This window comes from Variovorax raffinosi (genome assembly GCF_051216615.1).
Classification (GTDB): Bacteria; Pseudomonadota; Gammaproteobacteria; order Burkholderiales; family Burkholderiaceae_C; genus Variovorax.
The window spans coordinates 1-23,290 of sequence record NZ_JBPJZR010000011.1; the positions used below are offsets into that span (position 1 = coordinate 1).

General features: G+C 67.5%; 16 protein-coding genes and 1 tRNA gene. 13 read left to right on the forward strand and 4 right to left on the reverse strand.

From position 1 onward, the window contains the following. Positions 1 to 1,687: DUF2345 domain-containing protein (locus ACSFB7_RS27285; RefSeq protein WP_435475467.1), on the forward strand; the 1,687-nt coding region annotated here is incomplete at its 5' end. A gap of 16 nt (positions 1,688 to 1,703) precedes the next feature. On the opposite strand, the gene ACSFB7_RS27290 is transcribed toward ACSFB7_RS27285, so the two are convergent. Next, positions 1,704 to 3,215: an MFS transporter gene (locus ACSFB7_RS27290; protein ID WP_435475468.1), complete on the reverse strand. Its 1,512-nt coding sequence runs from the start codon at positions 3,213 to 3,215 to the stop codon at positions 1,704 to 1,706. A 142-nt stretch (positions 3,216 to 3,357) separates the two neighbouring features. Between ACSFB7_RS27290 and ACSFB7_RS27295 the strand changes: the two genes are divergently transcribed. Beyond that, positions 3,358 to 4,263, forward strand: coding sequence for a LysR family transcriptional regulator (locus ACSFB7_RS27295; RefSeq protein ID WP_435475469.1), 906 nt, complete (start codon positions 3,358 to 3,360; stop codon positions 4,261 to 4,263). Between the two features lie 25 nt (positions 4,264 to 4,288). On the opposite strand, the gene ACSFB7_RS27300 is transcribed toward ACSFB7_RS27295, so the two are convergent. Next, positions 4,289 to 6,112: an AAA family ATPase gene (locus ACSFB7_RS27300; RefSeq protein ID WP_435475470.1), complete on the reverse strand. Its 1,824-nt coding sequence runs from the start codon at positions 6,110 to 6,112 to the stop codon at positions 4,289 to 4,291. A gap of 92 nt (positions 6,113 to 6,204) precedes the next feature. Beyond that, complete coding sequence (locus tag ACSFB7_RS27305; protein WP_435475471.1) at positions 6,205 to 8,721, reverse strand: ABC transporter permease; 2,517 nt, start codon at positions 8,719 to 8,721, stop codon at positions 6,205 to 6,207. A 200-nt stretch (positions 8,722 to 8,921) separates the two neighbouring features. Between ACSFB7_RS27305 and ACSFB7_RS27310 the strand changes: the two genes are divergently transcribed. The 11 genes from ACSFB7_RS27310 (at position 8,922) to ACSFB7_RS27360 (ending at position 22,046) form a co-directional block, all read left to right on the forward strand. After that, a complete protein-coding gene (locus ACSFB7_RS27310; RefSeq protein WP_435475472.1) occupies positions 8,922 to 9,212 on the forward strand; it encodes a hypothetical protein in 291 nt (96 codons plus the stop codon). Between the two features lie 88 nt (positions 9,213 to 9,300). Then, positions 9,301 to 12,378, forward strand: coding sequence for a formate dehydrogenase-N subunit alpha (fdnG, locus tag ACSFB7_RS27315; protein ID WP_435475473.1), 3,078 nt, complete (start codon positions 9,301 to 9,303; stop codon positions 12,376 to 12,378). Positions 12,379 to 12,561: 183 nt separating this feature from the next. After that, a complete protein-coding gene (gene fdxH, locus ACSFB7_RS27320) occupies positions 12,562 to 13,542 on the forward strand; it encodes a formate dehydrogenase subunit beta (RefSeq protein WP_435475474.1) in 981 nt (326 codons plus the stop codon). A 10-nt stretch (positions 13,543 to 13,552) separates the two neighbouring features. Next, on the forward strand, positions 13,553 to 14,176 hold the full coding sequence (locus ACSFB7_RS27325) for a formate dehydrogenase subunit gamma (protein WP_394478838.1): 624 nt from the start codon (positions 13,553 to 13,555) through the stop codon (positions 14,174 to 14,176). A 162-nt stretch (positions 14,177 to 14,338) separates the two neighbouring features. Further along, the gene (gene fdhE / locus ACSFB7_RS27330; protein WP_435475475.1) at positions 14,339 to 15,370 is read left to right on the forward strand and encodes a formate dehydrogenase accessory protein FdhE; all 1,032 of its coding nucleotides are present in this window, start codon (positions 14,339 to 14,341) and stop codon (positions 15,368 to 15,370) included. After that, a complete protein-coding gene (gene selA, locus ACSFB7_RS27335; protein ID WP_435475476.1) occupies positions 15,370 to 16,818 on the forward strand; it encodes an L-seryl-tRNA(Sec) selenium transferase in 1,449 nt (482 codons plus the stop codon). Before fdhE ends, selA begins: the two co-directional genes overlap by 1 nt. A gap of 33 nt (positions 16,819 to 16,851) precedes the next feature. Continuing rightward, entirely contained in the window at positions 16,852 to 17,967 is a 1,116-nt protein-coding gene (locus tag ACSFB7_RS27340; protein WP_435475477.1) for an acyl-CoA dehydrogenase family protein, read from the forward strand. A gap of 13 nt (positions 17,968 to 17,980) precedes the next feature. Then, positions 17,981 to 18,841, forward strand: a complete 861-nt coding sequence (locus tag ACSFB7_RS27345; RefSeq protein ID WP_435475478.1) for a phosphate/phosphite/phosphonate ABC transporter substrate-binding protein — start codon at positions 17,981 to 17,983, stop codon at positions 18,839 to 18,841. After that, positions 18,807 to 20,021 carry a ferritin-like domain-containing protein gene (locus ACSFB7_RS27350; protein WP_435475479.1) on the forward strand — a complete coding sequence of 405 codons (1,215 nt, stop codon included), beginning with the start codon at positions 18,807 to 18,809 and terminating at the stop codon, positions 20,019 to 20,021. The genes ACSFB7_RS27345 and ACSFB7_RS27350 overlap by 35 nt, the downstream gene beginning before the upstream one ends. A 13-nt stretch (positions 20,022 to 20,034) precedes the next feature. Then, positions 20,035 to 21,942: a selenocysteine-specific translation elongation factor gene (selB, locus tag ACSFB7_RS27355; RefSeq protein ID WP_435475480.1), complete on the forward strand. Its 1,908-nt coding sequence runs from the start codon at positions 20,035 to 20,037 to the stop codon at positions 21,940 to 21,942. An 11-nt stretch (positions 21,943 to 21,953) separates the two neighbouring features. Continuing rightward, positions 21,954 to 22,046: transfer RNA gene (locus ACSFB7_RS27360), tRNA-Sec, on the forward strand. A 150-nt stretch (positions 22,047 to 22,196) separates the two neighbouring features. On the opposite strand, the gene selD is transcribed toward ACSFB7_RS27360, so the two are convergent. Next, on the reverse strand, positions 22,197 to 23,276 hold the full coding sequence (gene selD, locus ACSFB7_RS27365) for a selenide, water dikinase SelD (RefSeq protein ID WP_435475481.1): 1,080 nt from the start codon (positions 23,274 to 23,276) through the stop codon (positions 22,197 to 22,199). Positions 23,277 to 23,290 lie beyond the last annotated feature (14 nt).

The following is a 23,290-nucleotide window of genomic DNA, read 5'->3' on the forward strand; positions in this document are numbered from 1 at the left end:
CGCGGGCCGCAAGGACCCACGGGGCGAAGGCTTCGAGTTGCGCACGGACGGCCATGGGGTGCTGAGAGCGCAAGACGGCATGCTCATCACCACAGAGGCGCGGCCCGAAGCGGCTCGCCACGCCAAAGACATGGGCGAGACCGTGCAGCGCCTCACGCAGGCGCGCGACCAGATCGAAGGACTTGCCGAAGCCTCACAGGCTGCCAAGGTGCAAGACAAGCAAGATGACCAGAGCGTCGTTGCGCAAGCGATCAAGCAACAGAACGACGCGCTTGCAGGCAAGGGCAGCGACAAGGCCGAAGGCAAATACCCGGAGCTGAATGCTCCCCACCTCGTGTTCGCCAGCCCCACGGGCATTGCAGCCACCGCCACCGAAAGCCTGCACGGCCACACCGGCGCCCATGTCCAGTTCACCAGTGGCGGGCATGCCTCCATCAGCGCTGCCAAACGCATCCTGGCCAGCGTGGCGGAAGGCGTGCGTGTCTTCGCGCTCCAGCGCGGCATCAAGGCCTTCGCCTCCGAAGGCGACATTCGAATCGAAGCGCAAAGCGATGCCCTTGAAGCGACGGCACTCAAGGAACTCTTCGACAAGATAGGTGCCGGCAAGAAGCCCGATACGGCCTTGCTGCTTACCGGCGACCTGATCGACTTCAACCGCAATATCGACCCCGCCCAGGTTCCCGACGGCATCGGTGAGCAATGGAAGAAGTTCAATGTGCTCAACAACGTCAATACGCCCGGCCTGTACCCGCGCGGGCAGGACGACATGCTGGCCTTCAGCCTTGTGCGCTACGCCTACAACGAGCTGCTGCTGCCGGTGTTCATGACCAGCGGCAATCACGAGGCGTACTCGGTGCCTTACGGCATCAGCCCGCGCCTGAACGAGTGGGCGGCGTCGATGGGCGTGATGGAAGACACCACCAGTGCGCTGGGCGACAGCTACGGGCGCGAACGCCCCTTCACCGCGACCCGAACCATCCGTGCACCACGTGGTGGCACGCAACAGCAGGTCCGCACCGTCGGGCCCGAAGCCGATGTGGGGCGCAGGCTGGTCAACAAGAACAAGAACCTCGACATCAAGGATCTGGAGACGTCTTACCGCAACTTCGACGGCGCCAGCAAGTGGAGCGGCAACATGCCCAACGAAGGCATCTCTGCCGACCACAACATGACCATCTACGAGGCCACGCTGGCCTACGGCCCGACCTACGCGCAGGCGCTCACCGGCAACAACTACAAGGTGGACAAGAGCTTGATCGTGCGCAACAGTCAAATCTATGGCAATGGGAAAAAAATCTTCGAAGCCTATGCGGGAGGAATCCAGTCCATCGAAATAGATACGGTTATCTTTGGCGGCGGCCTATCGACCGAGCCGGTGACTGTGGCTGGGGGCACAGGCGCCGATCTGAAAAATGTCCGTACTCGCGTCAACGACGGTATCGTCATCCGCAGTAGCAAGGTACCTCGCTTGAGCGTGCATCACATCAATACGTCATTGCTCCAGTTGCAAGGCTGCGAACTGGACAGCCTTGATCTTTCGAGTGGTCGTATTGCAAATCTTCAAATTTCCGGCAATACCATCGCCCGCTCGGTCGACTTCACCAACACACAGGTCAAAGAAAGCAGCGTGCAGGGTCTTGCCAAAGATCAAGCCAAGCTCGAAGGCTCCAACATCAAGCTGAATTGAGGGACGCCGCCCGCACTCAGGAAGTCGAGCAATTCAGCTCAGCCTCTGCGCCGTGCGACTGAACCTCCCCGCGCAGAAACACGAACACCACCAGCGCCGTCAACACCGTCACCCCCGCCAGCACGCACAGCAACGTGCCGAACGCCGCGCCGTACGCATGCAGCAGCGCCGCGCGGTCCATGCCCGGCAACAGCGCTAGCGCTTGCGACAAGTCCCCCGTCGTCACACGTTGTGCCGCCTGCGACGCCGCTTCCGACGATCCCAGTTGCAGCGTCACCAGCGCGGTGAGCCCCGCTCCCACCAGCGCCAGCGCAATCCCCTCCCCCGCCACCCGCACGGTGTTGAAGATGCCCGACGCCATGCCCGCCCGCTCGCGCGGCACCACGCTCACAGCCAGGCCATCCATCAGCCCCCAAGGCAGGCCGATACCCGCGCCGATCAGCAACAGCGCCCACACGATGTCATGCAGCGGCGTGCCCGGCGCACAGCGGCTCAACCAGAACAGCCCCACCGCGCACACCAGCAGCCCCACCGCCGAGATCGCACCCGCCGAGTAGCGGTGCGCGAGCCACGCCGCCAGCGTCGGCACCACGAGGATCGGCCCTGACAGCGCGAACATGAAGCTGCCCGCCTCCAGCGCGCTGCGCCCTTCGAGCCCGATGAAGCGGATCGGCAGCAGTACCAGCAGCACGACGAAGCCATAGGCCGGTGCGGCCGCCAGCAGTTGCACGCCGACGAAGCGCGGAAAGCGGAACAGCGACAGGTCGAGCATCGGGTGCGCCACGCGCCGTTCGATGGCGATGAAGGCCGCGCCCATCAGCACCGCCCCCGTCAGCGCGCCGATCACCCACGGGCTGCCCCAGCCGCTGTCGGGTGCCTGCAGCACACCCAGCGTCAGCAGACTCAATGCGGCGGTGAAGCTGAGCGTGCCTGGCATGTCGAGCCCCATCGCATCCGGGTTGCGCGACTCGCGCATGCTCATCGAAGCCATGCACAGCGCGACAAGGCTGACCCCGCCAGGACTGAGCATCACCGCCTGCCATCCGAAGGATTCGGCGAGCCAGCCCGAAAGGATCGAGCCGCACGACAGGCCCACGCCGAACGAGGTGCCGATCAGGCTGAAGGCCCGCGTGCGGGCCGCGCCATCGAACACCTGCGCGAGCGCCGCGGTACCGGCCGCGAAGGCCGCCGCCGAGCCCAGCCCCTGCAACGCGCGCGCAAGGTCGAACGCGACGACGCCCGGCGCAAGCGTCAGCAGCGAACTGCTCAGCGCCACCACCGCCAGCCCCAGCAGGAATATGCGCTTGCGCCCGTAGGCATCGGCCAGCGCACCAGCCGCCATCAGCGTGGCGCCGAAGCTCAGCATGAAGGCGTTGGTCACCCAGTTGAGTTGCACCGGACTGCCACCCAGCGCATCGCGAATCGCAGGCAGTACCACCGCAGGCCCCGTGAAGCTCAGCGGCATGCCCAGCGCCGCGAGGCAGACGGCGGCCAGCAGCCAGTTCTTGTGGGTGGAAGACGAAGACATCGCAGGAAGGCTTTCACGCAGAAGGGGAAACAGATCGGCCACAGCGGCCGGGCGTGAAGAGAAGATAGAAAGGATTCAATGAAATGAAAATGGCGCCATTGATCCTCACACTCCCAACCCAAGGTTGCTAATCAGGCCTTCCATGGACAGCTTCAGCGGACTCGAATCCTTCGTGCGGGCGGCCGACCTGCTCAGCTTTGCCAAGGCCGGCCGGCTGCTGGGCATTTCGGCATCGGCGGTCGGCAAGAACGTGGCGCGGCTCGAACAGCAGCTCGGCCTGCGGCTCTTCAACCGCACCACGCGGCATGTGCGCCTGACCCAGGAAGGCGCGATGTTCCACGAGCGCTGCCGCCGCATCCTCGACGAGCTGGACGATGCGCGCGCGATGATGCAAGACGCCGTCGCGGCACCGCGCGGCCGCCTGCGCGTGAGCCTGCCGACCATCGGCTACCGCTTCCTGCTGCCGATGCTGCCGGCCTTCAAGGCACGCTACCCCGAGATCGAACTCGACCTCGACTTCAACGACCGGCTGGTCGACGTGATCGCTGAGGGCGTGGACGTGGCGATCCGCAGCGGCGAACTGGTCGACTCGCAGCTCGTGGCGCGCCGGCTCGGCCCGTTCAGCTTCGTGCTCGTGGCCTCGCCCGGCTACCTCGCGCGCCACGGCGTGCCGCAGGTGCCGGCCGATCTCGCGCAGCACAGTTGCCTGCGCTACAAGTTCGTGACTGGCGGAAAGATCGAAGACTGGGACCTGCCGGGCCTGCCCACGCAACTGCCGCCGGGCCTGATCTGCAACAACATGGAAGCCATGCTCGGCGCGGCAGTGGCCGGTCTCGGCGTGGCCTACATGCCGGACTTTCTGGCGCGCGATTCGCTTTGCCGTGGCGAACTGCAGCGTGTGCTGGCCACGCACCTTGTTCGCAACGGGCAGTTCTCGGCGCTGTGGCCTTCGAGCCGACAGTTGTCGCCGAAGGTGCGGGCCTTCGTGGACTTTGCGAGCGAGCACATGTTCAACGACGCAGGTGCGGCGCCGACCGTCGCCGCATGAGTCCGGTCGATCGCTGACGTCGCCTCTATGCGGGCTGCGTGAGTTCGCTGTCCGCCTGCTCGCTCGTGGCGCTGGCTGGTGCCTCGATGGGCGTGGGGCTCTCCGCGACCACCACTGGCTTCACGGGTTCCGGCTGCACGGTGACCACGGCTTCGGCGGCTGCAACGACTGGCACGACTGCGGCAACAGGTGTCGCCTCGGCGGCAGGCTCTGCGCTCTCCACAACCACCGGCTTCGCAGGCGGCGGCGCAGCGACAGGCGCTGAAACAGAAGCGACGACCGGTGCCGTCTCGGCAACAGCCACCACCTCAACGGGCTTCACCACCTCAACAGGCTTCACCGCCTTGGCAGGCTTCGCCCCCTCCGCAGCAACAGCCTTTGCAGGCGCAGCCTTCGCCACCTCCGCCCTCACAGCAGCCACCGCTTTCAGAGGCTCCGGCTTCACCGATTCGCCCGCGATCCGGCTCAAGGCCAGCGCGGCCTTCAGCGGGAACAGCGTGCGCTCGTCGCCTTCCGCCGTGTTGCTCACCGTGGTGCCGCGCGTCTCGTCAAGGCTCGCCGTGCGCACCGCGTCGACCCGGTGCGTCGGCACCATGAACGGCGAGTGCGTGGTGTAGACGATCTGGTTGCCGAAGTCTTTTTCGAAATGCGCCAGCAGATCGGCCTGCGAATGCGGATGCAGGTGCAGCCCCGGTTCGTCCAGCAGCAAGACTGCGTCTTCGGCCCGACCTCCCTTCGTGTCCGCGAAGAAGGCGATGTAGAACGAGAAGAACCACTGGAAGCCACGGCTGCGCTCGTCGAGGTTCACTTCCACCTCGTAGGCACCGTTCGGGTCCGACACCATGGTGTCCAGGTGCTGCCCGTCGAGGTTGAAGCGGACCTTGAGCGGGCGGTCCTTCCACAGCCGGCGGATCTCGGCCGTCACCACCGAGCCGGCGCGATTGGCAAGCTGGTTGCGCGTGGCCTGGTCGTTCTTTTCCAGCAGGTCCTGCAGTTGCTGCGCATCGAGCCCCGCGACCTTGCACAGCTTCTCGAAGCTCTGCTGTTCGGGCGTGGCCTGCCCCCAGCCCTTGCGCACGAGGTAGTCGGCCAGGTTCTGGCGGCCGGGCAGTGCCGGGTATTCGTCGACGTAGATGAAGCGCGGCAGCTTCTCGATGACCCAGGCCTTCGCCCTGTCGAGCGCCGGCTTGTCGTTGGTGATGGAGAGCGACAGCTCTTCCAGCTCGACCAGCATCTGTTCCTGCTTGTCGCTGAGTTCGGCATCCGCGGCAGCCAAAGCCTTGCGCAGGGCCTGCGTGGCCTTCACCGCGCCCGCCGACCACTTGATGAAGTCGGGGCTGGCGATCATCGCGGCGTCGAAGGCGTCCGCCTCCTGCTCCAGCATGGCCTTGGCCTCTTCGCTGACCTTTTCGGCGGCCGCCTTGATGGCCGGCACGATCTTGCGGACCTTGCCCTTGATGTCGCTCACGTCGATCGACAGGTCAGCCAGTCCTTCGAACCCGGCCCAGCGCGCAGTGTCGTAGCCCCGGCTCGCGGTGACGTGACGAACGCCAGTGGCGCGCGGGAAGATGGCGGCCAGTGCGGCCTGTTCGCCGTCGTCCAGGGCCCAGCGTGTTTGCACGACGGGCGTGTCGCCCGCGCACTCTTCCAGGCGCCGGTGTCTGGGGAAGTCCTTGATCGGACTCAGTGGTGCCAGGCCCTCTGTCGGGTTCAGGCTGTGGAGCGCGCGCAGCAGGTTCGATTTGCCGCTGTCATTTCTACCGAGGATCGCTGTGATCTGTGATGAATCGATGGGGCCGCTGTCGTTGATCGAGCGAAAGTTGGTGATCTGGAATGACGCCAAGCGCATGTAGGGGGCTTCTCTTCGAATGAATGCAGGGTCGGGGAATGTATTGCATTCCCCACCCCTTCCCTGCCCGCGCCGGAAGAAAAATTTATTATTTATTCGGCCGCGCGGCGCAGCGTCTCGACCACCGGCCGGCGCAGCACATCGCGCAGGCCCCACCAGCCCGCGCCCAGCGCCAGCACCGCGCCGGCGAGCGCGCCCAGCACGGGCACGAGCGGCGACGCGGTCCAGGTGAACTCGAACACATAGCGCGCCAGCGCCCAGCCGATCACCGAAGCCACGATGCTCGCGAGAAAGCCCGCGAGCAAACCGACGCCCGCCAGCTCCGCGCGCTGCACCTGCCGCAGCAGGCTGGCACGCGCACCCACGGCGCGCATCACGGCGAACTCGCGCGCCCGTTCCTCGCGCGTGGCCGTCACCGCGGCGAACAGCACCACCAGCCCCGCCGCGAGCGTGAAGCCGAACAGGAACTCGACCGCGCGGATCACCTGGTCGAGCACGCGCTGCACCTGGTTGATGGTCGCGCTCATGTCCACGTTGGTCACGTTCGGATAGCTGCGCACCAGTGCGTTGTCGAAGCCGCGCGTCTCGGGCGCGCGGAAGGCGCCCATGTAGGTCACGGGCACGTCGGGCAGCGTGGCCACCGTGTACATCACGAAGAAGTTGGCATGCAGCGAGCCCCAGTCGACCTTGCGCAGCGAGGTGATGCGCGCATCGTTCTGCATGCCGCCGATGTCGAAGCGCAGGTTGTCGCCGAGCTTCAGGCCCAACGTCTCGGCCAGGCCCTCTTCCACGCTCACCTCGCCTGCCGCGCCGGGCGTCCACTTGCCGGCGGTGATGCTGTTGTGCTCGGGCGCCTGCACGGCATTGCTGAGGTTGAACTCGCGGTCGACCAGCCGCTTGGCGCGGTCTTCCGCGTAGTCGTCGGGCGTGACGGGCTTGTCGTTGACCGCGATCAGCCGGCCACGAATCATCGGATACCAGTCGAACTTGCCCACGCCCGCATCGCGCAGCGACTTCTGGAACGCATCGCTCTGGTCGGGCATCACGTTGATGACGAAGCGGTTCGGCGCATCGGGCGGCGTGGCCTTGCGCCAGCTCGCGACGAGGTCGGTGCGCAGCAGCACCAGCAGCACCAGCGCGAGCAGGCCGACCGCCAGCGCGCTGACCTGCACCACCGCATAGGCCGGCCGCGCCGAAATCTGCCGCGTGGCCAGCACCAGCCAGCGCGGCGCCGTGGTTTCGTTGACGCTGCGGCGCAGCACCTTCACCGCCAGCCAGCTCAGCAATGCGAACACCGCCACCGCACCCGCGAAGCCGCCGACCGCGATCAGGCCCAGCTTGATGTCGCTGCTGGCCGCCATGAGCAGGGCCGCGAAGCCCGCCACGCCGATGCCGAGCACCGCGAGCGACGCCGGCTTGAGCCCACCCACGTCGCGCCGGATCACGCGCAGCGGCGGCACGCGGGCCAGTTGCAGCACCGGCGGCAGGCCGAAGGCAAACAGCAGCGTCAGGCCCATGCCCAGGCCGAAGGCCACGGGCCACAGCGTGGCGGCCGGCAGCGCGGTTTCGACCAGCCCGGCCAGCAGCAGCACGAAGATGTAGTGCACCGCGAAGCCGATGGCCACGCCCAGCGCGCTGGCCACGAGGCCGATCACCGCGAACTCGAAGGCATAGGCCATCGCGATGGTGCGCTGGCTCTGGCCGAGCACGCGCAGCATCGCGCAATCGTCAAGGTGGCTGGCCGCGAAGCCGCGCGCGGCCAGGGCCACGGCCACGGCCGACAGCAGCGCCGCGAGCAGCGCGACGAGGCTCAGGAATTTCTCGGCGCGGTCCAGCGTCTGGCGCATCTCGGGCCGCCCGCCTTCGAAGGAATCGAGCCGCACGCCGCGCAGGTCGCCCTTCTTGATGGTGGCATCGGACCAGTCGGTGAAGCGCTTCACCGCCGCATCGTCGCCCGCCACCGCAAAGCGATAGCCCACGCGGCTGGCCGGTTGCACGAGCGCGGTGCGCGCCACGTCGGCCTGGTTGAGCATCACGCGCGGCGAGAAGCTCATGAAGCCGGCCCCACGGTCGGGTTCGAGCGTGATCACGCGGCCGACACGCAGGCTGGTGTCGCCCAGCAGCAGCGGGTCGCCGACCTTGAGCCCGAGCGAGTCGAGCAGCGAGGCATCGACCCAGACCTCGCCCGATGGCGGAATTTCTCGCGTGACCGCGCCCGGCCCGTCGATGGTGGCCGAGGTCTGCAGGCTGCCGCGCAAGGGGTAGCCCGTGGTCACCGCCTTCAGCGCCACCAGCTTGCTGGCGCCGCCCTGTGTGTCTTCGGCGCGCGCCATGGTCGGAAAGCCGTAGGTGCCGGTGCCTTCGAGGCCCAGCGACTTCGCCTGTGCGACGAAGGATTCGGGTGTCGGGTTGTCGCTGACGATCACCGCGTCGCCGCCCAGCAGTTGTCGCGCGTCGCGCTGCAGGCCGCCCTGCAAGCGGTCGGCAAAGAAGCCGACCGCCGTGAGCGCGGCCACGGCCAGCAACACGGCGACGATCAACAGGCGCAACTCGCCGGCGCGCAGATCGCGCCAGAGCGTGCGCCAACCCAGGCGGAGGGAGGCATTCATGGCGCGAACGATAGCCGACGGGCCCGGCCGCGGCCCGGTTCAAGGGTTATTGCGCCCCCATGGCCCTTGATCGCGGCGGGATGCTGTCGCATGATGCGACAAACGCCTCCTCTTTGTTGCAAACCGGGCACGTCCGGCCAGCGCCAAGCGGTGCAAGAAAAACAGCCCGTAGTCAGACCGTCCTTCCCCAAGGAGTCTCGATGCCACGATGTCAGCGCTTGCAACTCATGGGCCTCTGCTTGGCCCTGGGCGTGCTGTTGAGCGCCTGCGATCCCAAGCCCCCCACGCCCAAGGCCACGAGCGGCGCGAGCCCGGCGGGGATCACTCCGGCCGAGTCCGGCGACAAGATCGATTCCTCCGCCTCCCACAAAGGCCCGTCCGAAGGCGGCGCAGCCATTGGCGGCATGAGCGGCCCGAACGGCGGCGGCAGCAACAGTTCTTCCGGCGGCGCGCCCGCGCCGAGCGGCGGCGACGGCACGGCGCCCAAATAGCGGCGCCCGATTCGCGCCTTCACGATTTCCACGCAAAGAAGAAGACCCCGATGAAACAACCCACTTCAGCGATGCAGGAGGTGATGTCATGGACATAAGCCGCCGCCAATTCTTCCGCGTCAGCAGTGCCGGGCTGGTCGGCTCCAGCATCGTCGCGCTCGGCTTCTCGCCGACCGCCGCGCTGGCCGAGGCCCGCAACTTCAAGCTCGCGCGCACCACCGAGACCCGCAACACCTGCCCGTACTGCTCGGTGGGCTGCGGGCTCATCATGTACAGCCTGGGCGACAAGGCCAAGAACGTGGTGTCCGACATCCTCCACATCGAGGGCGATGCCGACCACCCGGTGAACCGCGGCACGCTGTGCCCCAAGGGCGCGGGCCTGCTCGACTTCGTGCACAGCCCCAACCGCCTGAAGTACCCCGAGGTGCGCGAGGCCGGCAGCACCGAGTGGAAGCGCATCGGCTGGGACGACGCGCTCAACCGCATCGCCAAGCTGCTCAAGGCCGACCGCGACGCCAACTTCCAGACCACCAACGCCGACGGCAAGACCGTCAACCGCTGGACCAGCTCGGGCATGCTCTGCGCCTCGGCCTCGTCCAACGAAACCGGATACATCACGCACAAGGCATTCCGCTCGACCGGGATGCTGGTGTTCGACAACCAGGCACGCGTTTGACACGGACCTACGGTGGCCAGTCTGGCCCCGACGTTCGGACGCGGTGCGATGACCAACCACTGGCAGGACATCCAGAACGCGGATGTCGTGCTGATCATGGGCGGCAATGCCGCGGAGGCGCATCCGTGCGGCTTCAAGTGGGTCATCGAAGCCAAGAAGCAGAACAAGGCGCGCCTTGTCGTGGTCGATCCGCGCTTCACGCGCTCGGCCGCCATGGCCGACTACTACGCACCGATACGCGCGGGCTCGGACATCGCATTCCTTGCCGGGGTGCTCAACTACCTGCTGAGCAACGACAAGATCCAGACCGAGTACGTGCGCAACTACACCAACGCGCCGTTCATCGTCGGGCCTGACTACAAGTTCGAGGACGGCATCTTCAGCGGCTACAACGCCGAGAAACGCAACTACGACCCCAAGTCGTGGAACTACGCGCTCGACGAAGCCGGCATGGCCAAGGTCGACATGACCATGCAAGACCCGCAGTGCGTGCTGCAGGTCATGAAGCGCCACTACGCGCGCTACACGCCCGAGATGGTGAGCCGCATCACGGGCACGCCGCAGGACAAGTTCCTGAAGGTGTGCGAGTACATCGCGAGCACCAGCACCAGCGGCCGCACGATGACGGTGATGTACGCGCTCGGCTGGACGCAGCACAGCCAGGGCTCGCAGATGATCCGCACCGGCGCCATCATGCAGCTGCTGCTGGGCAACATCGGCGTGGCCGGCGGCGGCATGAACGCGCTCCGCGGCCACAGCAACATCCAGGGCCTGACCGACCTGGGGCTGCTGTCGAACTCGCTGCCCGGCTACATGTCGCTCGCGCGGGACAGCGAGCAGAACCTGCCCGACTACTACAAGACCCGTGCGCTGAAGGCGCTGCGTCCCAACCAGATGAGCTACTGGCAGAACTACCCCAAGTTCTTCGTCAGCATGCAGAAGTCGTGGTGGGGCGACGCGGCCACGGCCGACAACGAATGGGCCTTCCACTACCTGCCCAAGATCGACAAGCTCTACGACATCCTGCAGGCCTTCGAGCTCATGAACCAGGGCAAGCTCAACGGCTACATCTGCCAGGGCTTCAACCCGGTGGGCTCGTTCCCGGACAAGAAGAAGATCGTCGACGGGCTGTCCAAGCTCAAGTTCCTCGTCACCATCGACCCGCTGATCACCGAGACCAGCGAGTTCTGGCGCAACTTCGGCGAGTTCAACGATGTCAAGACCACCGACATCCAGACCACGGTGTTCCGCCTGCCATCGACCTGCTTCGCGGAAGAAGACGGCTCGCTCACCAACTCCAGCCGCTGGCTGCAGTGGCACTGGAAGGGCGCGGAGCCGCCGGGCGAAGCCAAGGGCGACATCGAGATCGTGGCGGGCATCTTCAACCGCATCCGCCAGGCCTACATCAAGGATGGCGGCGCCTTCCCCGACCCGATCGTCAAGCTGACCTGGCCCTACAAGATTCCGCACTCGCCTTCGGCGCAAGAGCTGGCGATGGAATACAACGGCCGCGCCATCACCGACCTGCTCGACCCGAAGGACCCGACCAAGCCGCCGCTGGCCAAGGCCGGCGAACAGCTCTCGGGCTTCGGCCTGCTGCGCGACGATGGCTCGACGGCATCGGGCTGCTGGATCTACAGCGGCGCATGGACGCAGGCCGGCAACCAGATGGCAAGGCGCGACAACGCCGACCCGTACGGCATCGGCATGGTGCAGAACTGGGCGTGGGCCTGGCCGGCAAACCGGCGCATTCTCTACAACGGCGCCTCGACCGATCCGACCACCGGCAAGCCGTGGATCGCCAAGCGCCGGCTGATCGCGTGGGACGGCACCAAGTGGGCCGGCTCCGACGTTCCCGACATCCGGCCCGATGCGAACCCGATGGACGCCGAGGCGGTGCGCCCGTTCATCATGACGGCCGAGGGCGTGGCGCGGCTCTTCGCGCCCACCGGCATGGCCGAAGGCCCACTGCCCGAGCACTACGAGCCCTTCGAGTCGCCGCTGGTCAACAACCTGATGCATCCGAACAACGAGAAGGCGCGCGCCAACCCCGCGGCACGCATCTTCAAGGGCGACCTCGAGCGCCTGGGTGTGCCGAAGGACTTTCCGTACGTGGCGACCAGCTACCGCCTGACCGAGCACTTCCACTACTGGACCAAGAACGTGCGCACCTCGGCCATCATCCAGCCGCAGCAGTTCGTCGAGATCGGTGAAGAGCTGGCGAAGGAGAAAGGCATCGCCAACGGCGACACGGTGAAGGTGTCGAGCAAGCGCGGCTACATCAAGGCCGTGGCACTGGTGACCAAGCGCATCATCGGGCTGCAGGTCGATGGCCGCACGGTGCACACGGTGGGGTTGCCGAACCACTGGGGCTTTGTCGGCATTGCGAAGCCGGGGTATCTGGTGAACACGCTGACGCCTTTTGTCGGCGATGCGAATACGCAGACGCCGGAGTACAAGTCGTTCACGGTGAATATCGAGAAGGCATGAGATGAAGCATCGCCCTCTTCACCACGATACCGCCCGGACTTGCCCCCTCTCCCGCTCGCGGGAGAGGGCTGGGGTGAGGGCCGACGGCGATGGAATGACCGATGCCGCCTGCAAGGCCGCCTCCCTCACCCTAACCCTCTCCCCGCAAAGGGAGAGGGAACAAGAAGAAAACCGGAGCCGCTGATGTCCTCCCTCCAAACCCTCGACATCGCCGCCCGCTCGGCCACGACCACGCCGTCGCCCGAGATCCGCAGCCGTCCGCAAGTGCAGCAGGTGGCCAAGCTGATCGACGTGTCGACCTGCATCGGCTGCAAGGCCTGCCAGGTCGCGTGCATGCAATGGAACGACCTGCGCGACGAAGTCGGCACCACGCACGGCACCTACGACAACCCGGTCGACCTCACGCCTTCGTCATGGACGGTGATGAAGTTCTCCGAAGTCGAGCCCGAGGCCGGCAAGCTCGAATGGCTGATCCGCAAGGACGGCTGCATGCACTGCGACGACCCCGGCTGCCTGAAGTCCTGCCCCTCGCCGGGCGCGATCGTCAAGTACGCCAACGGCATCGTCGATTTCATCAGCGAGCATTGCGTGGGCTGCGGCAACTGCGTCACCGGCTGCCCCTTCGACGTGCCGCGCATCAGCAAGGTCGACAACAAGGCCTACAAGTGCTCGCTGTGCTCCGACCGCGTGGGCGTGGGCCTGGAGCCGGCCTGCGTCAAGGCCTGCCCCACCGGCGCATTGCACTTCGGCACCAAGGAAGACATGCACGAGTACGCCTCGGAACGCATCGTCGACCTGAAGGACCGGGGCTTTGCCAACGCCGGCGTGTACGACCCGGCCGGCGTCGGCGGCACTCATGTGATGTACGTGCTGCAGCATGCGGACCGCCCCGGCCTGTACGCCAACCTGCCGAAAGACCCGCACATCAGCCCGCTGGTGTCGCTGTGGAAGGGCGTGGCCAAGCCGCTCGCCATGGTCGCGATGATCGGCGCGGTGGTCGGCAGCTTCTTCCACTACATGAAGGTCGGGCCGATCGAGCCGAAGGACGACCACCCCGATGCCGACCTCGACGGCAAGCCGGACGACGTGGTGGTGATCGAAGCGCCACCCACCACGGCATCCACCAGGCCCGCCGAACCCGTGCGCGAACAACCCCGCGCCTGAGGAGACCGCGATGACACGCTACTACCTTCGCCGCTACCGCGATGCCACGCGCATGAACCACTGGTTCGTTGCGATCATGTTCTTCGCGGCCGCGCTCTCGGGCCTGGCCTTCTTCCACCCCAGTCTGTTCTTTTTGAGCACGCTGTTCGGCGGCGGGCCGTGGACACGCATCCTGCATCCCTTCATGGGCCTCCTGATGGTGCTGGGCTTCGTGTTCCTGTTCTTCACGATGTGGCGCGAGAACATCCTGGACAAGGTCGACCGCGAGTGGATCGCCAACGCGCCGAAGATGCTCAAGGGCGACAAGTCGAGCATGCCGCCGGTGGGCAAGTACAACGCCGGCCAGAAGCTGGTGTTCTGGGCCTTCGGCATCAGCCTGCTGCTGTTGCTGGTGACGGGCTTCATGTTCTGGAGCCCGTGGTTCGTCGGCTTCTTCCCGATCCTCGTGCGGCGCATCGCGGTGGTCGTGCATTCGGTCTCGGCCGTGGTGCTGATCCTGTCGGTCATCACGCACATCTACGCCGCGATCTGGGTCAAGGGCACGCTGCGCGCGATGACGCGCGGCACCGTCACCGAAGGCTGGGCCAAGCTGAACCATCCCCTGTGGCACCGAAAGATGACGCGCGGTGAGTAGCGCCTCCCGTCTTTCTCCCTCCCCTCCCGGGGGAGGGCCGGGGTGGGGGCACGACGGCCTCGACCCCACAAAGCCGCTCACTGGGCACCGCCCCCATCCCGGCCTTCCCCCGCAGGGGAAAGGAGGTATGCGGAAACGCAGGGTCGCTGTAGAGTGGACGGAATGAACAGCCCCACCGGCACACCACCGCCGATCCGGACCACGCGCGTTCTCGATCCCGAGCAGATCGCGATGCAGGCCGGGCGGCAGATGCCGTTCCTGCGCTTGCCGGTTCGGTCTCTCGTGTTCTCCGACCGGCAGTTGCGCCTGCGCCAGCTCGCGGCCTCGCACCCGATGCGCGAGTACCTCATCTTCATTGCGGACCTTGCGCAAGCGCAGCATCAGGTGCTGCAGGACTACCCGAAGGTCGCGCTGCCCGCATCCGATGCGCTAGAAGCCGCATCGCAAGCGCTCAAGCCGCCGATGCCCGCCTTCGGCTGGTCGCGCGATGCCGTGTGGCGCCAGGAGCTTCGACGCCTGCTGGGTCTCTTTCGCGCGCGCCTGCCCGAAGGCCCGGCACGCGACACGCTCGACCGCGTGGTGGCCGCCGACGATGCATGGCTCGAGCAGCAGGCCGACCTGCTCTCGCGCCGCATCATGTTCGGGCTCGACCTTGCAGCGGCACCGCTGATCGCCGCCGGCCTGCAGGCCTACTGGACGCAGCTCGTGCTGCAGGTGGCCGAACGCGATGGCGAGAACATCTTCGGCCGCACCGACCCCGGCAATGAATGCCCCTGCTGCGGCAGCGTGCCGACCGTGAGCATCACGCGCATCGGCGCCGACGAGGCGGGTTTTCGCTACCTCCATTGCTCGCTGTGCAGCACCGAGTGGCACTACGTGCGCATCAAGTGCACGCACTGCGAAAGCACCAAGGGCATTCACTTCGAATCGCTGTCGCCGCAACCGGGCATCGAACTGCCCGCGACCGGCGCGCGCGAAGGCGCAGTGAAGGCCGAGTGCTGCGACAGTTGCGGCCATTACCTGAAACAGATCGCGATGGAGAAAGACCCCGAGGTCGAGCCCGTGGCCGACGACCTCGCCAGCGTCACGCTCGACCTGCTGGTGTCCGAAGCCGGCCACCAGCGCAGCGGCCACAACCTGATGCTGCTGTTCGGCGATCCTGAAGAAATTCCCGACGACGGCGGAGGCGGCTGATGGCGTCGCCCGAAGAGTCCGTGGTCCACGGCTCGACGGCAAGGCCCCAGGATCTGCCTTCTGTCGATCAACTGCTGCGCGCCGATGCGCCGCGCGCCCTGCTGGCTGCGCATGGCCACACCCTTGTTGTCGGCGAGGCGCGTGTGCTGCTCGAAGGGCTTCGCGCTCGCGCCGTCGCGGGCAAGCTGCCCACCGCTGAAGTACAGGCCCAAGCTTTGGCCGATGCACTCGCCGCCCGTGTGCAAGGCCGCCTCGCACCGCGCATGCGCGCTGTGCTGAACCTCACCGGCACCGTCATCCACACCAACCTCGGCCGCGCGCTGCTGGCCGATGCGGCGTTGCAGCGGCTGCTGGCGGTGATGACCTCGCCCAACAACCTCGAATACGACCTGGCCACCGGCAGCCGCGGCGACCGCGACTCGCTGGTCGAAGAGCTGCTGTGCAGCATCACCGGCGCCGAAGCCGCGACAGTGGTCAACAACAACGCCGCAGCCGTGCTGCTGACCATCGCGGCATTGGCACGCGAGCGCGAAGTCATCGTCTCGCGCGGCGAGCTGGTCGAGGTCGGTGGCGCCTTCCGCATGCCCGACGTGATGGCCAGCGCCGGCGCGCGCATGGTCGAGGTCGGCACCACCAACCGCACGCACCCGCAGGACTACGAGCGCGCCATCAATGAACACACCGCGCTCGTGATGAAGGTGCACACCAGCAATTACGCCGTGCAGGGCTTCACCGCCGCCGTCGACGAGGCCACGCTCGCCGGCATCGCGCATGCGCGCGGCGTGCCGCTGGCCACCGACCTGGGCAGTGGCTCGCTGGTCGACCTGGCGCACTACGGCCTGCCGCGCGAGCCGCTGCCGCAGGAGATGCTCGCGGCCGGCTGCGACGTCGTCACCTTCTCGGGCGACAAGCTGCTGGGCGGCCCGCAGGCCGGGCTCATCGTCGGCAGCAAGGAGGCCGTGGGCCGCATCCGCAAGTTCCCGATGAAGCGCGCGCTGCGCATGAGCAAGCTGCCGCTGGCCGCGCTCGAAGCGACGCTGTCGCTTTATCTGCGGCCTGAACGGCTCGCAAAAGATCTGCCGACGCTGCGACTGCTCACGCGCCCCGCCGATGCGATCCGCGAGACGGCTGAGGGGCTTCTGCCTGCCGTGCAGGCGGCCGTAGCACCGCGCTTCGCCGTCGAGGTGGTGCCGCTGCTGGGCCAGATCGGCTCAGGCTCGCTGCCGGTGGAACGCCTGCCCTCGGCCGGCCTTGCGCTTTCGCCAGCAGGTACCTCGAAGAAAGGCACCGGCACCGCGCTCGATGCGCTGGCCACCGCATTGCGCAGCCTGCCATTGCCGGTGATCGGCCGCATCGCGGAAGACCGCCTGCTGCTCGACCTGCGCTGCCTCGAAGACAGCGCCCCCTTCACGGCCCAGCTCGGCGAACTGCGCGAGCGGCTGTTGTAGTTCCTTTCCTCAACCACCCCTCAGGAGAAAGCGATGAACCCCCTCGACGTGCTCGCCGGTATCGACACTGAAACGCTCCAGCTATTGGCGCCAAGGACCGACAGCGAGGGACGCTTTCCACGAGAGGTGATCGACGCGATGGGCAACGCCGGCCTGCTCGGGCTGGTCTCGGCCGCATCGGTCGGCGGCCAGGGCCTGGGCCTGAAGGAAGCCGCGCAGGTAGTCTCCCGCATCGCGCAGACCTGCCCTTCCACTGCGATGGTGGTGTGCATGCACTACTGCGCCACCGCCGTCATCGAGCAGTCCGGCCCCGAGGCCGCGCGCCGCGCGATTGCCGAGGGCAAGCACCTGAGCACGCTCGCCTTTTCCGAAGCCGATTCGCGCAGCCACTTCTGGGCGCCCACCGGCACCGCGCGTGCCGACGGCGCGAACGTGCTGCTCGATGCGCGCAAGAGCTGGGTCACCTCCGCCTTCGAGGCCGACAGCTATGTGTGGTCAAGCAAGCCGCTGGCGGCCGAAGGCGCGAGCACGCTGTGGCTGGTCGATGCGAAGTCCGATGGATTGAGCCAGCCCGGCCGCTTCGACGGCCTCGGCCTGCGCGGCAACGCCTCCACGCCGATCACCGCGAAGGGCGTGCGCATCGCCGCCACGGCGCGACTCGGCGACGACGGCAAGGGCTTCGACACGATGATGGGCGTGGTGCTGCCCTGGTTCTCGGTGCTCAGCGCGGCCTGCTCGGCGGGCCTGATGGAAGGCGCACTGAGCCGCGCCATCGGCCATGTGAGCCAGACGCGGCACGTGCACCTCGATTCGTCGCTGGCTGACCTGCCCACCATCCGCGCCTACCTGGCCCGCGCGCGCATCAAGACCGACATGGTGCAGACGCTGCTCGACGACACCGTGGCCGCCATCGGCGCCGGCCGCGCCGACACCATGCTGCGCGTGCTCGAAGTGAAAGCGGCCGCGGCGGAAACTGCGCTCGAAGTGACCGACATCGCCATGCGCGTGTGCGGCGGCGCGGCCTTCCGCAAAGAAGCAGGCATCGAGCGCCTGTTCCGCGATGCGCGCGCCTCCAGCGTGATGGCGCCCACGTCCGACGTGCTCTACGACTTCATCGGCAAGGCCATCACCGGCCTGCCGCTGTTCTGAAAGATCACCCGCCATGCCTGAACCCACATTGATCATGGGCGCCGTGGCCTACGCGCCGAAGGTCGTCACCATCTGGGAAGGCTTCAAGGCCTTCTTCGTGAAGAACGGCCTGCCCTTCGACTACGTGCTGTATTCGAACTACGAAAAACAGGTCGAGGCGCAGTTCGACGGCACGCTGCACCTGGCCTGGAACTCGCCGCTGGCCTGGGTGCGCGCCGACCGCATCGCGCGCAGCCGTGGGCAGCAAGTGAAGGCCGTCGCCATGCGTGACACCGACTGCGACCTGCGCTCGGCCATCGTCGTGCGCGCCGACAGCCCGGTGCAGACGCTGGCCGACCTGCGTGGCAAGACGGTCGGCATGGGCGCGCTCGATTCGCCGCAGGCCACGCTGATTCCGCTCGACCATCTGCGCAGCGAAGGACTGGTCAAGCAACGCGACTTCGGGCTGCGCTACTTCGACGTGCTCGGCGGCAAGCATGGCGACCACATCGGCGGCGAGCGCGATGCAGCGGTGGCGCTGATGGCCGGCGAGGTCGATGCCTGCTGCCTCATCGACGGCAACCACCTGGCCTTCGGCCTCGACGGCACGCTGCCTTCGGGCAGCACGCGCGTCATTGCGCGCACCGGCGCTTACGACCACTGCAACTTCACCACCAGCCCCGGCGCGCCCGCCGGGTTGATCGAGCGCTTCGTCGCGCTGCTGATGGCGATGCGATGGGACGACCCGCAGGTGCGTCCGCTGCTCGAACTCGAAGGCCTGCGCGAATGGCGCACCGGCCGCACCAGCGGCTACGCGCTGCTCGAACGCGCGGTGGACGACGAGAACTTCTACAGCCGCGATGGCGCCATCCTCGACCCCGACTATCGATATTGAGTCGCTGGGCCTGGACCAGGGCGCCCTGCTGCTCATTCGCCGCGCGCTGGCCGAACGGCCGGTGGGTGGCGAGCTGCAGGTGCGCGGCCGTTCGCCGGATTGGCTGATGCATTTGGAAGCGTGGTGCCGCAGCCAGGGGCATCCGCTGCGCTTCGACACTGTCGACGGGTTGCCGTTGGCATTCATCACACGCGGCCCGCATGCCGAAGGCCGGTGGCGCGATGCGCAGGCAACCGGCACGGCGCATGGCAACATCAATGGTGCCCCCGCCGAAGATGCCGAACCCGGCTGGGGGTTGGCCGCGCGCGGCGCCACGGTCGAAGCCGGCAGCCCCGATTTTTTCTTCGCCCTGCACCGGCGCCACGAACTCTGGGCCGCGACCGTCGGCGAGCTGTACCGGCAGGCCGCGGCAACCCAATGGGACCCGGGCACGGCCATCGACTGGGACGCCCCGTTCGAACTGCCGGCCCCGATCGAAGCCGCCGTGGTGCAGGTCATGACCTACCTGATCGAGAACGAGAACGCCGCGCTGCTGGTGCCCGCGCGCCACCTCGGGCAGATCCATCCGCATTACCGCGAGGTGCTGCAGCTGCTGGCGCTGCAGTGCGCCGACGAGGCGCGGCATGTGGAGGTGTTCACCCGGCGCGCCACGCTGCGTGGCCACGAGCCCGCGCTGTCGACGGCCGGCGGGCAGGCCTCGCTGCGCACGCTGTTCGATGCGCCCGATTTTTCCGTCGCCACCTTCCTGCTCGCCGTGCTGGGCGAAGGCAGCTTCGTGAACCTGCTCAACTTCCTGCAGACGCATGCGCCCGATCCGGTGACGCGGCAGATCGCGCGGCTCACCGCGCGCGACGAGGCGCGCCATGTGGCCTTCGGCATGGCGCACCTCGAATACCGGCTCTCGGTGCAGCCCGACTACCAATCGCGATTGCGCAACGCGATCGAGGTGCGCTACGACGCGCTGGCCTCTACGGCAGGGCTCAACGAGGAAGTGTTCGATGCGCTGGTGCTGCTGGCGGCGGGTGAGCTGACGCCCGATGCCGTCGCACGCGGCCACGCAGCCGTGCAGCAGTTGCAGCGTGACATGGCGGCCGGCCGGCGTGCGCGCCTGGCGCGGCTGGGCTTCGGGCGCGACGAGGCGCAGCGGCTGTCCGACCTGCACACGCGCAACTTCATGTGAAGCCGCCACGACCATGATCATCGGCACCGCCGGCCACATCGACCACGGCAAGACCTCGCTGGTGCGCGCGCTCACGGGCGTCGACACCGACCGGTTGCCCGAGGAGAAGCGGCGCGGCATTTCCATCGAACTGGGCTATGCGTACCTGCATGCGCCCGATGGCGTGTCGCTCGGCTTTGTCGATGTGCCGGGGCACGAGCGTCTGCTGCACACCATGCTGGCCGGCGCCACCGGCATCGACCACGCCTTGCTGGTGGTGGCCGCCGACGACGGCGTGATGCCGCAGACGCGCGAGCACCTGGCCGTGGTCGCGCTGCTGGGTGTGCGCGCGGCCACGGTGGCCGTCACCAAGATCGACCGCATCGACGCGGCCATGCGTGCGGCGCGGCTCGACGAGGTGCGCGCGGAAATCAACGCCCTGCTCGCACCCACGCCGCTGGCCGACGCGCCGGTGCTCGCGGTGTCCGCCACCACGGGCGAAGGCATCGACGCGCTGCGCACGCGGCTGCTCGACGTTGCGCGCGAAGAGAGCGCGCGCGAAGACGACCTCGCCTTCCGCCTCGCGGTGGACCGCGCCTTCACGCTGGCGGGTGTCGGCACCGTCGTGACCGGCACCGTCTTCAGCGGCACCGTGCGTATCGGCGACGAGTTGCAGCTCGTGCCCGGCGAGCGCCCGGTGCGGGTGCGCGGCATCCATGCGCAGAACAGGCAGGCCGATGCGGCGCATGCGGGGCAGCGCTGTGCGCTCGCGCTGGCCGGCGTGACGAAGGACGAAGTGCACCGTGGCGACTGGGTCTGCACCCCGGCCATCGCGCTGACGACGGCACGCATCGACGTGCTGCTCACGCTGTGGCCCGACGAAGCCAGGCCCCTGCGCTCGGGCGCCACGGTGCACGCGCACCTGGGCGCCAGCGACGTGATGGCCTCGGTCGCCCTGCTCGATCGCGATGCGCTCGCGCCCGGCGAAACCGCGCTGGCCCAACTGGTCTTGCGCGATGAGGTCGGCGCATGGCACGGCGATCGCGGCGTGCTGCGCGATGCCTCGGCCACCCGCACCGTGGCCGGCGTGCGCGTGCTCGACCCGTTTGCGCCCGTGCGCTACCGGCGCACGCCCGAGCGGCTGCGCACGCTGGCGGCCTGGGCCATCGACGACCGGCCCGCACGCGTGGCGGCGCTGCTGCACAACGCGCCGCTCGGCATCGACACGGCGCGGCTGGCCCGCGCGCTGTCGCTGGCGAACGAAGATGTACTGGCGCTGCCCGACGATGCGGTGCGCATCGCGCAGACGGCCATCGCGCGGCAACACCTCGACGCCTTGCAGGCGCAGATCGTCGAACGGCTGGCCGACTTCCACCGCGCGGCGCCCGACGAGGTCGGCCCCGATGCGCGCCGGCTCAAGCGACTGGCCGCCCCGCGCACCGACGATGCGTTGTGGCGCCATGCACTCGATGCACTGGCCGCCGATGGCGCGCTGATGCGTAGCGGCACGTGGCTGCACCTGCCGGACCATGCGGCACGTTTGAACGAAGCCGAGCAGAAGCTCGCGCAGAAGCTGCTGCCCAGGCTGGCCGATGGCGGCTTCGATCCGCCATGGGTGCGCGACCTCGCCAAGGACTGCGCGGCGAGCGAGCCGATGGTGCGGCAGACCCTGGCGAGCCTCGCGCGGCAAGGCGAGGCCTTCCAGGTGGTGAAGGACTTGTACTATCCGCTGGCGACCATCGAGCAGTTGGCGGGCCTTGTGCGCGATTGCATTGCAGGGCCGGAGGGTTTGCAGGCCGCGAGTTTTCGGGATGCGACCGGATTGGGGCGCAAGCGCGCGATCCAGTTGCTGGAATTCTTTGATCGTGTGGGCTACACGCGGCGGGTGAAAGACACGCATCTGCTGCGGCCCGATACGTCGTTGTTCGGAGCCGGCCCGTGACAGGGCCGCATGGGAGGGGATCGTCCCTGGTGGGGCGGCTGGGCTTCAAACCCAGTGGGTGGCGCCAGTCGTCGCCGGGAAGGTTCGACTCCTTCCCCCTTCCGCCGTTGAGCGGGCATTCGCCTGCTGCGCGATTCGATCTCGCGCCTGCGATGCTCGACGTACCCATGTACGTCTGCGCTTCTCGGCGCAAGCTCGAACCGCTCGCGACGGCGACTGCCCACCCAACGCGCTGGCGTAGGACGGTCCGTGACTCAGGGCACGACGCGCAATGCGGACTTGCCGGCCTCGACGCGGCCGATGACAGCCGCTTGCGCAAAGCCTTCCTTGCGGAAGATGTCCAGCACCGCATCGACCGCCTCAGGCGCGCAACTCACGAGCAAGCCGCCAGAAGTCTGCGGATCGCTCAGCAGGTTCTGCGCAGTAGCAGGCAGGCCCTCGGCCAGTTCGACATCAGCCCCATAGCCCGCCCAGTTGCGACCCGATGCGCCGGTGACAAAACCTTCCGCAGCCATCACTTCCACGTTATCGAGCAGCGGCACCTTCGACCACTCGACCACCGCTGTCAGCTTGGCCCCGCGCGCCAGTTCAAGCGTGTGACCGGCCAGCCCAAAACCCGTCACATCGGTCAGCGCATGCACGCCATCAAGCGCCGACAGCGCGATGCCCGGCGTATTGAGCTTGGTCGTGTTCTCGATCAACTGCCGATAGCCCGCCTCGGACAACTGCTCCTTCTTGAGCGCCGCCGACAGCACGCCCACCCCCAGCGGCTTGCCCAGCACCAGCACGTCGCCAGCCTTCGCATCGGCGTTGCGCCGCACGCGGTCGGGGTGCACGAGGCCCATCGCGACGAGGCCGTAGATGGGTTCGACCGAATCGATGGTGTGGCCGCCCGCGATCGGGATGCCGGCCGCGCGGCACACGTCCTGCCCGCCGCGCACGATCTCGGCGATCACTTCGACCGGCAACTGGTTGATCGGCATGGCAACCAGCGCCAGCGCCATGATCGGACGGCCGCCCATGGCATATACGTCGCTGATGGCGTTGGTGGCCGCGATGCGCCCGAACTCATAGGGGTCGTCCACGATGGGCATGAAGAAGTCGGTGGTGGCGATCAGCGCCTGCGTGTCGTTGAGCCTGTAGACTGCCGCGTCGTCGGCGGTCTCGATGCCCACCATGAGTTCGGGCGGGATCATTCCCCCCGCGTGGTTCTTGAGAATCTGCGAGAGCACCCCGGGCGCGATCTTGCAGCCGCAGCCGCCACCGTGCGAGAAGCTGGTGAGCCGCAGCGGCGCCAGCGGATTCAGGAGCTTGGAAGTTGCGGCATCGGTCATGGCGGCGGCTCGGT